The organism is Serratia sp. X3, from assembly GCF_014982455.1.
GTDB lineage: Bacteria > Pseudomonadota > Gammaproteobacteria > Enterobacterales > Enterobacteriaceae > Serratia > Serratia ureilytica.
The window spans coordinates 160,837-175,942 of record NZ_JADCNB010000008.1; the positions used below are offsets into that span (position 1 = coordinate 160,837).

The window sequence follows — 15,106 nt, forward strand, 5'->3', positions numbered from 1 at the left end:
GTGATCTATTTGCGTACCGTCACAATGGAATCACGCTTGATGATCGTCGGCTCAAAACGGTGTGTCGGGGTGGCGGGATCGATCAACCTGCGCGCCGCGTATTGCGCCATCTCGCTGATGGGAAAGTGTACGCTGCTCAACGCCGGGCGGACGAAGGGCGCGCGTTCGCCGCTGTCGTAGCAGATCAAGGAGATATCCTGTGGCACCCGCAGGCGGTGCTCGTTGATCGCCAGCAGGGCGCCGATCGCCATCTCTTCGTTGCAGCAGTAGATGGCGCTGGGCGGCGCGGCCTGCCGCAACAGGCGATCGGCGCAGCGGTAACCGCTTTCCAGATCGTAAACGCCTTCCAGACAGGCCACCGGCTCGATATTCGCCGCCTGCATCGCCTCTTCAAACCCTTGCAGCCGCAGGCGGCTCGACGGCCGCTCGCGCGGCCCGCTGATGCAGGCGATGCGCCGGTGGCCGGCGTCGAGCAGTTGCTGGGTCGCCATGCGGCTGGCGAGCGGATGATCGAAGGTGACGCAGCGGTCTTCCAGCCCCGGCACCAGACGATCGAGCAACACGAAATGACGTTGCTCCGCCGCCAGCTGGCGCAGCCGATCGTCGCTGAGAAAACGCACGTGCAGGATCACGCCGTCGCAGCGCAGGCTGAACAGCCGCTGCACCGCCTGCCATTCGTTTTCGGCGCTGTTGCGGCCCTGGGTCACCAGCAGCTGCTTGCCGTGGGATTCGGCCTCGGTTTGCACGAAGTCCATTAGCGCGCCGAAGAAGCCGCCGCGATACGACGTGGTGACCAGCCCGAGGGTATTGCTGTGGCTGGAGGCGAGCGCGCGGGCCGCCGGGTTGGGGGTGTAACCGAGCTGGGCGACGGCGCGCTCAACCTTCTCGCGGGTCGGCGCCTTGACGTTGCTGTCGCCGTTCACTACCCGTGATACGGTGGCGCGCGATACGCCCGCCAGCGCCGCGACATCTTCCAGTGTCACCATCGTCCAACTCCTGATTACGGCTAAAAAAATGGGTTCGGCGCGCCGAACCCCTGTCATACCGCGCGCAGGCGCTTACCTGAACTGCGGCAAATACGGCGCGTTTATCGTCAACACCTCGTCCAGCAACGGCTGCGCCAGATTGGCGTTGCCCACCAGCGGGTTGGCGATCAGCGCCAGCAAGCCGCTGCGGCGATCGCCGTGCACCGCGGCCTCGATGGTCAGGCGTTCGTAGGCTTTCACCTGCTGCGTCAGCGCCTGCATCGGTTCCGACAGTGGGCCGAAGGTCAGCGGATGCGCGCCCTGAGCATCGACGATACAGTTGATTTCTATCACAGCATCGTCCGGCAGGCCATGGATTGCGCCGCGGTTTGCGGTGTTGACCACTAATTGCGTGCCGAGATTATTATGGATAGCACGGATCAGCTCCAGCGCAACTTCAGAATAGAAAGAACCGCCGCGGAAGCTGAGCTGTTCCGGCTTACTGTTCAACTGCGGATCGGCATACAGCTCGAACAGCTCTTTTTCTACCTGCATCACCTGCTCGGCGCGGGTGCCGCGTTCGCCGGCGGCGGCCATCTCTTCCGCCAGCATCTCGCGGGTCTGGTAAAAATAGCGGTGGTACGGGCAGGGGATGGCGCCGAGCGCGCGCAGGAAGTCCGGCTGCCAGGGCTCTTCCTTGATGTTGTTCATGGTCAGCGCCGCGCCGTCGCACAGCATGTCGATCACGTTGCCGGTGACGTCGCGCCCCTGCTGCGTGACCTGATGCACCCAGACCATGTGGTTCAGGCCGGCGAACCGCAGCTGTACGTCGGCGTAAGGCGCCTGCAGCATGTTGGCGATCATGTGATGCATGCTGATCGGTACGTTGCACAGGCCGATGATCTTCGCTTTGGTAAAGCGGGACACCGCCTCGGTGACGATGCCGGCCGGGTTGGTGAAGTTGATGATCCAGGCGTCCGGCGCCAGCTTTTCCACCCGACGGGCGATATCCAGCATTACTGGAATGGTGCGCAGCGCCTTGGCGAAGCCGCCGACGCCGGTGGTCTCTTGGCCGAGCAGCTGGTATTTGAGGCCCAGCCGTTCGTCGGCGGCGCGCGCCGGCAGTTGCCCGACGCGGAACTGGGTCAGCACGAAAGCGGCGCCGCGAATCGCTTCGTCCAGCGCGAAGTGCACGCTGACCTTCACCTGTTCCAGCCCGTGGCGCGCCAGCATGCGGCGGGTCAGGGCGGCGATGGTTTCCACTTTTTGGCGGCCCGGTTCGACGTCCACCAGCGCCAGTTCGGTGACCGGCAGTTCATCGATACGTTGGATCAGCCCATCGACCAGTTCGGGAGTGTAGCTGCTGCCACCGCCAATCACCGCGATTTTGAGCGTGCTCATGAGCGGCCCTCCGTTTGCGACTGACGGCGATAGAGCTCGATCATGTCGTCGGCCAGATCCTGGATCACCATGGCGTTCATCAGATGATCCTGCGCATGTACCGTGATCAGGTTGATCGCCAGCTTGCCGCAGCCTTCGTCCAGGCCGATCAGCTCGGTCTGGATCAGGTGCGCCTTCTTCACCCACTCTTTGGATTCGACCATGTGTTTGGCCGCGGCGGCGAAGTCGCCGGCGCGCGCTTGCCGCAACGCCATCAACGCATTGCTGCGCGCGCTGCCGGAGAAAACCAGCAGTTCCATGATGGTGCTTTCAAACTCGGGGCTGACTTCAGTCATCAATTCACTCACGTCATTTCTCCAGGTGTTGCGCGGCGACGCCGCCGTGGGATACCTCAGTATCCGTTCTTTTTATAATGAGAGCGCTCTCATTTATATAGGGTAACGGCAACCGGTGTGCAAACTGGGAGGTAGATCGCAAAAAACGCCCTGGGGCGGTGCTGGGCAAAAAATGCGTGACGCGGTTGGCAAAAAAGCCTTCTGCGCCCATACTTTCCGCAGCAAAATTCAGGGCCACCTAGGATATGTCCCGTAATTGGGTAAATATAGGTAAATGGCTGGCACTTGCCGATACAGCTCTTTAGAATCAAAGCGCTTTTCCGTTGTTTGTCTCTCAGAGAAAGGACCCGTTAATGTTCAAACGTACTTTAGTGACCTTCGTCGCGCTGTGTTCCCTGACTGCGATGGCGCCAGCGGCGCTCGCCGCCGGTGAAACCCACGTCATGCTGACCACCTCGGCGGGGAATATCGAATTGGCGCTCGACAGCCAGAAGGCACCGGTTTCCACCCAGAATTTCGTCGATTACGTTAACAGCGGGTACTACAACAACACCATTTTCCACCGCGTGATCCCGGGCTTCATGATCCAGGGGGGCGGTTTCACCGCTGACATGCAGCAGAAATCCACCAAGGCGCCAATCAAGAACGAAGCCGACAACGGCTTGCGCAACCTGCGCGGCACCATTTCGATGGCGCGCACCGCCGACAAGGACAGCGCCACCAGCCAGTTCTTCCTGAACGTGGCCGATAACGCCTTCCTGGATCACGGCCAGCGTGACTTCGGCTACGCCGTGTTCGGCAAAGTGGTGAAAGGCATGGACGTCGTGGACAAGATCGCTCAGGTGCCGACCGGCAACGTCGGCCCTTACCAGAATGTGCCGACCAAACCGGTGGTGATTCTGTCGGCCAAGGTGCTGCCGTAAGTTTTTTGGCCGATCCCGCCGGGGTCGGCCGTCCTTCCTCACGAAGCCTTGCCTTCATCACTGTTTTCTCCCGCGCCCCATGCTCTAATCGGCAGACAATAACCAGACCGGAAATCCGGCGTTCGCCCTTTGTTGTCTCTGGATGAGTTGCTGCCATGTATGAATTTAACCAGGTGCTGTTGCTGTTGCAGCAGATGTGCGTCTATCTCGTCATCGCCTATCTGCTGAGCAAAACCCCGCTGTTTATCCCGCTGATGCAGGTGACCATTCGCCTGCCGCACAAGCTGCTGTGTTATGTGATCTTCTCGGTGTTCTGCATCATGGGCACCTATTTCGGGTTGCACATTCAGGATTCGATCGCCAATACCCGCGCGATAGGCGCGGTCCTGGGCGGCTTGCTGGGCGGGCCGTCGGTAGGTTTTCTGGTCGGGCTGACCGGCGGCCTGCACCGGTATACGCTCGGCGGCATGACCGACGTGGCCTGCGCGATCTCCACGGTGTCGGAAGGCCTGGTCGGCGGCATCGTACATAGCATCGCCATGCGCCGCGGGCGCATCGAGCTGCTGTTCAATCCGCTGTTCGTCGGCGGCGTGGCGCTGGTGGCGGAAGTGTTGCAGATGGCGATCATTCTGGCGGTGGCGCGCCCTTACAACGAGGCGTTGCAGCTGGTGGAGCACATCGCGCTGCCGATGATGATCGCCAATACCGTCGGCGCGGCGATGTTTATGCAAATCCTGCTGGATCGGCGCGCGATGTTCGAGAAATACACCAGCGCTTTCTCTTCCAAGGCGCTGAAAATCGCCGAGCGTACCGAGGGCATCCTGCGGCAGGGCTTCGATCAGGAAAACAGCATGAAGGTCGCCCGGGTGATTTATCAGGAACTGGGTATCGGCGCGGTGGCGATCACCGATCGCGACAAGCTGCTGGCGTTTATCGGCATCGGCGACGATCACCACCTGCCGGGGACGCCGATCGCCTCGGTGCATTCGCATCGCGCCATCGACAACAACGAGGTGGTGTACGCCGACGGCAACCAGCTCTCTTACTGCTGCTCGATCAATCCGGCCTGCAAGCTGGGATCGACGCTGGTGATCCCGCTGCGCGGCGAAAACCAGCGGGTCATCGGCACCATCAAGCTGTACGAACCGAAAAGCCAGCTGTTCAGCACCATCAACCGCACGCTGGGCGAAGGCATCGCCAGCCTGCTCTCGGCGCAGATCATGGCCGGACAGTACGAGCGCCACAAGCAGTTGTTGGCGCAGTCGGAGATCAAGCTGTTGCATGCGCAGGTCAACCCGCATTTCCTCTTCAATGCGTTGAATACGCTGGTGGCGGTGATCCGCCGTGATGGCGAGCGCGCCTGCGAGTTGGTGCAGTCCCTTTCGACCTTCTTTCGCAAAAACCTCAAGCGCTCGGATGATGAAGTCAGCCTGGCGGACGAGATAGAACATGTGAACGCCTACCTGCAGATCGAGAAAGCGCGTTTCGCCGATCGGCTGGAGATTGCGGTATCGCTGCCCGAGGCGCTGCTGGCGGCGCGGCTGCCGGCGTTTTCGCTGCAGCCGATCGTCGAGAACGCCATCAAGCACGGCACCTCGCATCTGTTGGGCGTGGGCCGCATCGAAATCGGCGCCTGCTGCGAAGGCGAGCATCTGCTGCTGCAGGTGACGGACAACGCCGGGCTGTTCCAGCCGAAACCAAACTGCAGCGGGCTGGGTATGAATCTGGTGGATAAACGCATTCGCGTGCGCTACGGCGAAGGCTATGGCGTGCAGGTGGATTGCCGGCCGGACGCCTATACCCGCATTACGCTCAATGTTCCCATGGAGAGGGCCGCCTGATGTTAAACGCACTGATTGTTGACGATGAGCCTTCCGCGCGCGACAACCTGCGCCATCTGCTGGAGGCCGAAGCGGGGATCACGATCATCGGCGAATGCGCCAACGCCATCGAAGCCATCAGCCAGATCCATCGGCTGCAGCCGGACGTGGTGTTTCTCGATATTCAAATGCCGCGTATCAGCGGGCTGGAAATGGTCGGCATGCTGGATCCCAATCGGATGCCGCACATCGTGTTTCTGACCGCCTACGACGAATACGCGGTGCAGGCGTTCGAGGAGCACGCCTTCGACTATCTGCTGAAGCCGGCGGAGCCGAAGCGGCTGAGCAAGACGCTGCAACGCCTGCGGCAGCGCAGTGCGCCGCAGGATGTGACGGCGCTGGATGACAGCGCCGGCTACCTGAAATACATTCCCTGCACCGGCCACAGCCGCATCTATCTGCTGCGGTTCGACGAGGTGTTGGCGATCCGTTCCAAACTGAGCGGGGTATTCGTGGTGCGCAGCGACGGCATGGAGTGTTTCACCGAATTGACGCTGCGCACGCTGGAAAGCCGTACGCCGCTGGTGCGCTGCCATCGGCAGTATTTGGTCAACCTGGAGCAGGTGCGCGAGATCCGCTTCGAAGAAGGCGGCGCGGCGGAGATGATCATGTCCGCCGGCGATCCGGTGCCGGTCAGCCGGCGTTATTTGAAAGCGCTGAAGGAGCAATTGGGGCTGCGGGGGTGACTATACGGGTGGCCACCGGCGGCGGGTATGCACGATGGCCAAGATGATGACGCGCTGAGCCGCCCATTCATAGACCAGCAGATAGGACGGAGAGATGACCAACTCGCGCGTGCCGGCTATCCGACCCGTTTTTCCGCTGGCGGGATGATGCACGAGGCGTGCCGCCGCGTCAGCGATTTTTACATCATTTTCTGCGGCGGCGGCCGGGTTTTTAAGTTCCAACCATTCATAAATCGCCAGACGATCGGCGATGGCGGGTTCCGTCCATATCAGTTTCACAAAAGTCCTTTTGTGGTTTATCGCGTTGATTTAGCTCTGCGTTCGGCGAAATAAGCGGCGACCTCTTCATCGTCGGCGAACTTGCCTTCACGCAACGCCTTGCGGCTCACCTCGACTTTTTCCCTCAGCCACTGGTCGTATTCTTCCTGCTGAGCCTGGCGGCTTACAAACTCGCGCATGAAATCGCGCAGCAGTTGTGAAGCCGTGCGGTCGGCGGCCTTTGCTGCGCTGGCAAAAGCGGTTTTTAACTCTTCATCCACGCGGATTACCACGGTAGATTCAGGCATGGTATTTACCTCGTATATACAGCGTAATATCCACTATAACACCGCTGCTTTATTGTTCAAGCAAGGACGGTCGGAGGCTCTGGCGTTAAGCGCAATCTGAATTCATCAGGCTCCGACGGCGCCCTTTTTGTTTGTCCTTGACGGGGTTACGCGGCGCTTATAGCTTTATTGCATCAACAGGCGCGTTTCGCGCCGCGTCAGCGTCAAAGGAACAGAAAATGAGTGAACCACGGATTATCGCCAAGGCGATGAAAGACGGAAAACCGGAACAGGATCTGGTGATTTTGCCGGCGTTGGCCAACCGCCACGGGTTGATTACCGGGGCAACCGGCACCGGCAAGACGGTGACGCTGCAAAAAATGGCCGAACAGTTCTCGCGCATCGGCGTGCCGGTGTTCCTGTCGGACGTGAAGGGCGATCTGTCCGGCATCGGCGCCGAGGGCGTGCCTTCCGAGAAGCTGCAGGCACGCCTGGCGGCGATCGGCGTCACCGACTGGCAGCCGCAGGCCTGCACCATTATCCCGTGGGATATTTACGGCGAAAAGGGGCATCCGATCCGCGCCACCATTTCCGATCTCGGGCCGCTGCTGCTGGGGCGCCTGTTGGATCTGAACGAGGTGCAAAGCGGCGTGCTGCAACTGGTGTTCAAAATCGCCGATGACAACGCGCTGCTGCTGTTGGACATGAAAGACCTGCGCGCCATGGTGCAGTTCGTCGGCGATAACGCCAAACAATTCCAGACTCAGTACGGCAACATCTCTGCCGCGTCGATCGGCGCCATCCAGCGCGGGTTGCTGACGCTGGAAGAGCAGGGCGCCAACCAGTTCTTCGGCGAGCCGATGCTGGACATCAACGATCTGATGAAAACCGACGCCAACGGTCATGGCGTGATCAACCTGCTGGCGGCGGACAAGCTGATCAATCAGCCGAAGCTGTATTCAGTGTTCCTGCTGTGGCTGCTGGCCGAGCTGTTTGAACATCTGCCGGAAGTGGGCGATCCCGAACAGCCGAAGCTGGTGTTCTTCTTCGATGAAGCGCACCTGCTGTTCAACGACGCGCCGGCGGCGCTGTTGACCAAGATCGAACAGGTGGTGCGCCTGATCCGCTCCAAAGGCGTCGGCATTTACTTCGTCACCCAGAACCCGCTGGATATCCCGGACAGCGTGCTGGGCCAGTTGGGCAACCGCGTACAGCATGCGCTGCGCGCCTTTACGCCGCGCGATCAGAAGGCGGTGAAAACGGCGGCGCAAACCTTGCGCGCCAATCCGGCCTTCGATGCCGAAACGGCGATCACCGAGCTGGGGGTGGGCGAAGCGCTGGTGTCATTCCTCGACGAGAAGGGCCGGCCGAACGTGGTGGAGCGGGCGATGGTCATCGCACCGGAATCCAAAATGGGCATGCTCGGCGCGGAAGGGCTGAACAGCGCGATCAACAGGTCGCCGCTGTATGGCCGCTATGAAGACATGATTGACCGCGAGTCCGCCTACGAGAAGCTGTCGTCGGGCGGCTTCGCCACCGTCGGCACTGCGCAGCAGGGGCAGCAACCGCAGGCGCAAGCGCAGCAACAGACGGGCGGCGGCCTGATGGACGGATTGAACGAGCTGCTGTTCGGTTCCACCGGCCCGCGCGGCGGTAAACGCGACGGCATCGTCCAGACCGCCGCCAAGAGCATGGCGCGCGATCTCGGCCGCCAGATCCTGCGCGGCGTGCTGGGCTCGATCACCGGCGGCCGTAAAAAGTAAGCGGAAATTATCGTCGGCAGCGGCGGGTTAAATCAGTAAACTATGGCGGCGTTTTTCTCTGCCGGACCTAACATGCTGCTGCTGATCGATAATTACGACTCCTTTACCTATAACCTTTACCAGTACTTCTGCGAGTTGGGCGCCGAGGTGGTGGTGAAGCGCAACGATGAGCTGCAGCTGGCCGATATCGAGCGGCTGGAGCCGCGGCATCTGGTGATTTCCCCCGGCCCTTGTACCCCGAACGAAGCGGGCATCTCGCTGGCCGCCATTCGTCATTTCGCCGGCAAGCTGCCGATCCTCGGCGTGTGCCTGGGGCACCAGGCGCTGGGGCAGGCGTTCGGCGCTGAAGTGGTGCGCGCCCGCGCGGTGATGCACGGCAAAACCTCGGCGATTCGCCATCTGGGCGTCGGCGTGTTTCGCGGCCTGAGCGATCCGCTGACCGTGACGCGTTACCATTCGCTGGTGCTGAAAGCCGATACGCTGCCGGATTGCTTTGAAGTGACCGCCTGGAGCGAACGCGACGGCGTGCGCGATGAGATCATGGGCATCCGCCACCGCACGCTGGCGCTGGAAGGGGTGCAGTTCCACCCGGAAAGCGTGCTCAGCGAGCAAGGCCATCAGCTGTTGGATAATTTCCTCAGGCGTTAATCCCTTCGCATTTTTTTCGCCCGTCAGGCGTTTTGCATTTGCGCTTTAGTGTTTTTTTATGCATATTTCGTGATTATATTTTCATCATAACATCGCGATAGCGCTGAAAAACCTTCAGGTTGGAGCCGAAAATGACTGACAAATCCGCAGTGAGCCGCAGCACCTTTGACCAGGTGATCCTGCCTGTTTATGCACCCGCCCAGTTTGTGCCGGTGCGCGGCAAAGGCAGCCGGGTCTGGGATCAGCAGGGAAAAGAGTATATCGATTTTTCCGGCGGCATCGCGGTGACGGCGCTGGGACACTGCCACCCGGCGCTGGTCGAGGCGCTCAAACGTCAGGGGGAAACCCTGTGGCATACCAGCAACGTCTTCACCAATGAACCGGCGCTGCGCCTGGCGAGCAAACTGATCGACGCCACCTTCGCCGATCGGGTGTTCTTCGCCAACTCCGGCGCGGAGGCCAACGAGGCGGCGTTCAAACTGGCGCGTCATTACGCCATCACCCGCCACAGCCCCTATAAAACCAAAATCATCGCCTTCTATAACGCGTTTCACGGCCGCACGCTGTTCACCGTGTCGGTGGGCGGGCAGGCCAAATATTCCGACGGGTTCGGGCCGAAGCCGGCTGATATCGTGCACGTGCCGTTCAACGATCTGGCGGCGGTGAAAGCGGTGATGGATGACCACACCTGCGCGGTGGTGATGGAGCCGATTCAGGGCGAGGGCGGCATTACGCCGGTCGACGCCGACTTCCTTAAAGGCGTGCGCAAACTGTGCGACCAACATCAGGCGCTGCTGGTGTTCGACGAAGTGCAAAGCGGCATGGGGCGCAGCGGCAAGCTGTTCGCCTATATGCATTATGGCGTGACGCCGGACATTCTCACCACCGCCAAGGCGCTGGGCGGCGGTTTCCCGGTGAGCGCCATGCTGACTACCGAAGAGATTGCGTCGGTGATGCAGGTGGGCACTCATGGCACCACCTACGGCGGCAACCCGCTGGCCTGCGCGGTGGCGGAGGCGGCGCTGGATGTGATCAATACCCCGGAGGTGCTGAGCGGCATCGAGCAACGCCATGCGCTGTATGTGCAGGCTTTGCGGAATATCGGCGATAAATACAGTATTTTCACCGCCATTCGCGGCATGGGGTTGCTGATCGGCGCCGAGCTGACGCCGCATTATCACGGCAGAGCGCGCGATTTCCTCACCGCCGCCGCCGCGCGTGGGCTGATGATCCTCAACGCCGGGCCGAACGTGATCCGCTTCGCGCCGTCGCTGGTGGTGGAACTGCAGGACATCGAGGCCGGCATGGCGCTGTTCGAGCTGGCGGTGCAGGATGTGATCAACGCCTGAAACACCTGCGGCGCATAACGGGGCGCGGCATGCCGCGCCCTTATTGATCGCGCAGTTTACGCTTGAGCCAGATGCCGTGGTGCGGGCGCTGGCGCCAGGCCAGCGACGAAATGGTGTGCATGACGCTCAGGTGCGACAGAATACGCCGCAAATGACGTTCCATCTCGGTGACGGGCATCTCTGGATGCAGATCCGGCGGCTGCATGATGCCGCTGTTGTCACTGCTCGGGCCGTCGTATTCCAACCGCTGCTGGCAGCTTTGCAGCGCGATTTCACAGGTTTGCAGATACGCTTGCGCCAGTTTCGGCGTCAGCATGTAGTGCTCGCGCGCCAAAATGGTCATGGCGTTCAGGTGTTCGACGATGAACTGGCTGTGAGTGACCCACAGCCGCATGTCCGCCAGATAGTTCGAGGCGAACCCCGGTTCCTGCATCGCCTGATTGAGCGAAGTGAACAGCGCATTGTGCGCCTGGTTGACCTGCATGCGGGCATAGGCCAACGCGGTGGCGTCCGGCTCCGGTTGCTTCAGCATCAGCCGCAGCGCGGCTTGATCGTTTTCCAGCGCCTGATGGGCATTCTTGCGCAGCAGCCCGCTTTGCCACTGCGGCCACAGCCAAATGGTGCCGCCGAACGCCAGCACGCAACCGATCAAGGTATCAATCAGACGCGGCACCAAAAAATGCGAGCCGTTCAGCGCCAGCAGCTGCAGGGTGTAAACCGCCGTGACCGTAAAGCCAATCACCGACAGCCCGTAGTTCTTGCGCGAAACCAGGTAGGCCAGCAGCGTGATCATCAGCATGATGCTCAGTGTTTCTGCTTCCGGTAACTGCAGCTGCAACAGCCCGGCCGCCAGCAACAGACCGGCGATCGTGCCGAGCGCACGGTGCTGAATACGCACCCGGGTGGCGTTATAGCCGTTTTGGCTCACCAGCATGATGGTGAGCAGGATCCAGTAAGGCTTCGGCAGATTGAATACCGCCCCCAGGCTGCTGCCGACCGCCAGTGTCACCCCCAGTCGCGCGGCGTTGCGCAGCGCCGTGGATTTGAACGACAGGTAGCTGGCCAACGCCGGCCAAAACGGCAGGCGGTGCTGGCTGGGCATCAAATCGCGGCGGTACAGCGGATGCTGGGTGCGCAGCAGGCGGGCGATGCGGCTGAAATGGTAGTAGCAAAACTGGCCGACCGGGTTGTCGGGATGCTGCGCCGCCATTTTTTCCAGCGCCGCCAGCTCGTGCGTCATGGAAAAGCGCTTCGAATGCTGATGGTAGAGAATATCGTGCGCCACCACGCGCAGCCGGCCGGCGATCACCTGGGCGTTGCGGCGAATGATCGCTTCGGCCTGGCTCTGCTCCATCAGTTTTTGTACTTCCTCCGGCAAGTGCAGGCTGACGGTGATGTGCTCCTGCAGATCCATCGCCACCTGAAAGGCGCGTTGCAGACGCTTTTGATCGAGGTTGTTGGCGTGCGGCAGGAAATTAAGCTGTTGGTACAGCAGGCTGATCAGATCCATCACCTTTTGCTGGCGCACCAGCAGCGGCGGCAGCGCGGTTTGCGGGTCGGTGTGCTGGGTCAGCAGCGAATACTTGGCTTCGAAGTAGTCCGCCAGTTCCAGATAGAGCTGGCTCAACGTCTCGCGCATCGGCTGCTCTTTCCACAGTTTGAACCAGAACCAGGTGAATAAGCCGTACCAGGCGGTGCCGATGACGTACAACAGCGGCGCCTGCCAGATTGGCACCGTGCCGGCCATGCTGAGAGCGAAGATGGCGGCCACCAGCGCCGCCGGCAACAGCCGGGCGTGCAGCGGGCTGATTTCGCCGGTGACGCCGAGCAGCAGCGCCAGACCCAGCATCAGCGCCGGCAGCGGCAGATGCCACAGCAGGGCTTGTTGCAGCAGCAGGCTGCTGAGGGCAAACAGCGCACCGCCGACGATCAGCCGTTTAAAGAAGCGCCTATGCGGCGTGTCCAGACCGGCGATATTGCAGCAGGCGGGCACCAGAGAGAACATCAGGCCGAGCTGCAGCTGGCCAATCAGCAGGCCAAACAGCACCGGCAGGCATAACACCAGCGTTTGTCGCAGTGCGTAGTTGACTTCCGGGTGGTAGATCAGGCGGCGCCACATGGCAGAGAACGGACAAAAAAACGGCGCAGATTGCGCCGTTTCTTCAGGGATTAACGGGTGCCGTAGACGACAATGGTCTTGCCGTGGGCGGAAATCAGGTTTTGGTCTTCCAGCATTTTCAGAATACGGCCAACGGTTTCACGCGAGCAGCCGACGATCTGGCCGATTTCCTGGCGGGTGATCTTGATCTGCATGCCGTCCGGATGAGTCATGGCGTCGGGTTGCTTCGCCAGATTCAGCAGGGTTTGCGCGATGCGGCCGGTGACGTCCAGGAAGGCGAGGTTGCCCACTTTTTCGGACGTGACCTGCAGGCGGCTCGCCATTTGGGCGGACAGACGCATCAGGATGTCCGGGTTCACCTGGATCAGCTGGCGGAATTTCTTGTAGGAAATTTCGGCCACTTCACAGGCGGTTTTCGCGCGAACCCAGGCGCTGCGCTCCTGGCCTTCTTCGAACAATCCGAGCTCGCCGATGAAATCCCCCTGGTTGAGGTAGGACAGGATCATCTCTTTACCTTCTTCATCCTTGATCAGCACCGCGACGGAGCCTTTCACGATGTAGTAAAGCGTTTCGGCCTTTTCACCTTGGTGAATCAGCGTACTCTTCGATGGATATTTGTGGATATGGCAATGAGACAGGAACCATTCGAGAGTAGGGTCTGTTTGCGGTTTGCCGAGAACCATTCGCTGTTATCCTCTGTTGTTATCGCTGCCTTGTGTCACAGGGGTCAGAGTTCCCTGTAAAACCCGCCTGTAGCCGCAGTTATGAGCGAGGGCTACCGGCAAGTTTTGAGGCGTGTCATAAAAATACGCTGTCGCTCTAGCATATTAACTTGCCGTAAGCGCTGCAAGCTACATTCTGTTAACATACCGGTAAAGGAGCCTTTCTCTGGGCGTTTCCCTGAAATTCAGTGTCCCGGAAAGATTTATTGCGGCTCTGTTTGTAGCACAGAGTAAGGCGGGTGTCTCGTGTTGTCTCGCTTCAGCATGATTAGCATCAGGTTACGTTGCCTGTTTCTATGCGAAAGCGTACTCTGATTTTAAGAAATCAACCGGAGTGACCAGAATGCAGGCAAGAGTTAAATGGGTGGAAGGGTTAACGTTTTTGGGTGAATCGGCCTCCGGCCACCAGGTGCTGATGGACGGCAACGCCGGCGATAAAGCGCCCAGCCCGATGGAGATGGTGCTGATGTCGGTGGGCGGCTGCAGCGCGATCGACGTGGTGTCCATCCTGCAAAAAGGGCGCAACGACGTGCGCGACTGCGAGGTGAAGCTGACCTCCGAGCGCCGTGCAGAAGCTCCGCGGTTGTTCACCCATATCAACCTGCACTTCATCGTCACCGGCCAGGATCTGACCGACAAAATCGTAGAGCGAGCGGTGAACCTGTCGGCGGAGAAGTACTGCTCGGTGGCGCTGATGCTCAACAAGGCCGCCACGGTGACCCACAGCTTCGAGATCCGCCAGCCGGCGTAATCGAGACGGAGCGCGGCCCGCCGCCGCGCTCAACGCGTTTATTCGATCTTCTTGCCTTCCAGCAGCCGCTGCACCAGCGGCGCCATGATCAGCTCCATCGCCAGCCCCATCTTGCCGCCCGGCACCACTAACGTATTGATGTGCGAGATAAACGAGCCCTGCAGCATCGCCAGCAAATAGGGGAAGTCAATCTGATCCAGCCCGCGGAAGTGGATCACCACGAAGCTTTCATCCAGTGAGGGAATGGCTTTGGCGGCGAACGGGTTGGAAGTATCCACCGTCGGTACGCGCTGGAAGTTGATGTGGGTGCGCGAGAACTGCGGCGTGATGTAGTTGATGTAGTCTTCCATCGAACGCACCACCGAATCCATCACCGCCTCGCGGGAGTGGCCGCGTTCGCCGGTATCGCGGATCAGCTTCTGTATCCACTCCAGGTTGACGATCGGCACCACGCCGACCAGCAGATCGACGTGGTTGGCCACGTCATGGTGCTCGGTGACCACACCGCCGTGCAGCCCCTCGTAGAACAGCACGTCGGTCGGCGCCGGCAGCGGCTCCCACGGGGTGAAGGTGCCCGGCACCTGATTGTAGGGCACCGCTTCGTCGTAGGTGTGCAGGTACTTGCGCGAACGGCCGGTGCCGTTTTTGCCGTACTCGATAAAGCTCTGCTGCAGCAGGCCGAAGTCGTTGGCCTCGGGGCCGAAATAGCTGATGTGTCTGCCCAGATCGCGTGCTTTGCGGATCGCCGCGTCCATTTCCGGCCGGGTATAGCGGTGGAAGCTGTCGCCCTCCAGCTCGGCGGCGCGAATGTTGAGCTGCTGGAAGATTTTGCGGAACGCCACGCTGGTGGTGGTGGTGCCGGCGCCGCTGGAACCGGTCACCGCGATAACGGGATGTTTGGCAGACATGGTGGTTGTCACTCCGTGTTGAATGCGCCGGCGTCAGGGGATTATTGTGGCTCTTGTTGACGCTTTCTATGTCAGGAAGAAATGGCGCGCGCTGGTTTGCAATGTCCCATT

Annotated in this window: 15 protein-coding genes; 7 read left to right on the forward strand and 8 right to left on the reverse strand. The window is 60.6% G+C overall.

Annotated features, from left to right (window positions below):
• Positions 1-5: 5 nt before the first annotated feature.
• The 3 genes from IMX17_RS22415 to IMX17_RS22425 all read right to left on the reverse strand — a co-directional run bounded on the left by IMX17_RS22415 (position 6) and on the right by IMX17_RS22425 (position 2,701).
• On the reverse strand, positions 6-986 hold the full coding sequence (locus tag IMX17_RS22415; RefSeq protein WP_094141724.1) for a LacI family DNA-binding transcriptional regulator: 981 nt from the start codon (positions 984-986) through the stop codon (positions 6-8).
• A 72-nt stretch (positions 987-1,058) separates the two neighbouring features.
• Positions 1,059-2,366 carry a 6-phospho-beta-glucosidase gene (locus IMX17_RS22420; protein ID WP_033645265.1) on the reverse strand — a complete coding sequence of 436 codons (1,308 nt, stop codon included), beginning with the start codon at positions 2,364-2,366 and terminating at the stop codon, positions 1,059-1,061.
• Positions 2,363-2,701 (reverse strand): PTS lactose/cellobiose transporter subunit IIA, encoded by a 339-nt coding sequence (locus IMX17_RS22425; protein WP_025304525.1) that lies wholly within the window; start codon positions 2,699-2,701, stop codon positions 2,363-2,365. Before IMX17_RS22425 ends, IMX17_RS22420 begins: the two co-directional genes overlap by 4 nt.
• A gap of 353 nt (positions 2,702-3,054) precedes the next feature.
• Between IMX17_RS22425 and ppiA the strand changes: the two genes are divergently transcribed.
• From ppiA to btsR, 3 genes are all read left to right on the forward strand, one after another.
• Positions 3,055-3,624, forward strand: coding sequence for a peptidylprolyl isomerase A (ppiA, locus tag IMX17_RS22430; protein ID WP_033636286.1), 570 nt, complete (start codon positions 3,055-3,057; stop codon positions 3,622-3,624).
• A 155-nt stretch (positions 3,625-3,779) separates the two neighbouring features.
• Positions 3,780-5,465 carry a sensor histidine kinase gene (locus IMX17_RS22435; RefSeq protein WP_044029984.1) on the forward strand — a complete coding sequence of 562 codons (1,686 nt, stop codon included), beginning with the start codon at positions 3,780-3,782 and terminating at the stop codon, positions 5,463-5,465.
• On the forward strand, positions 5,465-6,190 hold the full coding sequence (gene btsR / locus IMX17_RS22440; RefSeq protein WP_046898723.1) for a two-component system response regulator BtsR: 726 nt from the start codon (positions 5,465-5,467) through the stop codon (positions 6,188-6,190). The genes IMX17_RS22435 and btsR overlap by 1 nt, the downstream gene beginning before the upstream one ends.
• Here btsR and IMX17_RS22445 read toward each other — a convergent pair whose 3' ends face one another.
• Together IMX17_RS22445 and IMX17_RS22450 are read right to left on the reverse strand one after the other, a co-directional pair.
• A complete protein-coding gene (locus IMX17_RS22445) occupies positions 6,191-6,469 on the reverse strand; it encodes a type II toxin-antitoxin system RelE/ParE family toxin (protein WP_182265722.1) in 279 nt (92 codons plus the stop codon). It abuts the gene before it with no gap.
• 17 nt (positions 6,470-6,486) lie between these two features.
• A complete protein-coding gene (locus tag IMX17_RS22450) occupies positions 6,487-6,756 on the reverse strand; it encodes a hypothetical protein (RefSeq protein WP_042785491.1) in 270 nt (89 codons plus the stop codon).
• Between the two features lie 218 nt (positions 6,757-6,974).
• On the opposite strand from IMX17_RS22450, the gene IMX17_RS22455 reads away from it, so the two are divergent.
• The 3 genes from IMX17_RS22455 (at position 6,975) to IMX17_RS22465 (ending at position 10,495) form a co-directional block, all read left to right on the forward strand.
• Positions 6,975-8,498, forward strand: a complete 1,524-nt coding sequence (locus tag IMX17_RS22455; RefSeq protein ID WP_182265723.1) for a helicase HerA-like domain-containing protein — start codon at positions 6,975-6,977, stop codon at positions 8,496-8,498.
• Positions 8,499-8,570: 72 nt separating this feature from the next.
• Complete coding sequence (locus tag IMX17_RS22460) at positions 8,571-9,146, forward strand: aminodeoxychorismate synthase component II (RefSeq protein WP_182265724.1); 576 nt, start codon at positions 8,571-8,573, stop codon at positions 9,144-9,146.
• Between the two features lie 131 nt (positions 9,147-9,277).
• Entirely contained in the window at positions 9,278-10,495 is a 1,218-nt protein-coding gene (locus IMX17_RS22465) for an aspartate aminotransferase family protein (RefSeq protein WP_182265725.1), read from the forward strand.
• A 40-nt stretch (positions 10,496-10,535) separates the two neighbouring features.
• Here the strand turns inward: IMX17_RS22465 and IMX17_RS22470 are convergent, their stop codons facing one another.
• Positions 10,536-12,614: a YccS/YhfK family putative transporter gene (locus tag IMX17_RS22470; RefSeq protein ID WP_182265726.1), complete on the reverse strand. Its 2,079-nt coding sequence runs from the start codon at positions 12,612-12,614 to the stop codon at positions 10,536-10,538.
• 50 nt (positions 12,615-12,664) lie between these two features.
• Positions 12,665-13,297, reverse strand: a complete 633-nt coding sequence (gene crp, locus IMX17_RS22475; protein WP_004090925.1) for a cAMP-activated global transcriptional regulator CRP — start codon at positions 13,295-13,297, stop codon at positions 12,665-12,667.
• Positions 13,298-13,679: 382 nt separating this feature from the next.
• Between crp and IMX17_RS22480 the strand changes: the two genes are divergently transcribed.
• Positions 13,680-14,087, forward strand: coding sequence for an OsmC family protein (locus IMX17_RS22480; RefSeq protein WP_025304517.1), 408 nt, complete (start codon positions 13,680-13,682; stop codon positions 14,085-14,087).
• A 38-nt stretch (positions 14,088-14,125) separates the two neighbouring features.
• Here the strand turns inward: IMX17_RS22480 and IMX17_RS22485 are convergent, their stop codons facing one another.
• Positions 14,126-14,995, reverse strand: coding sequence for a phosphoribulokinase (locus IMX17_RS22485; protein ID WP_042785488.1), 870 nt, complete (start codon positions 14,993-14,995; stop codon positions 14,126-14,128).
• Between the last annotated feature and the right edge of the window lie 111 nt (positions 14,996-15,106).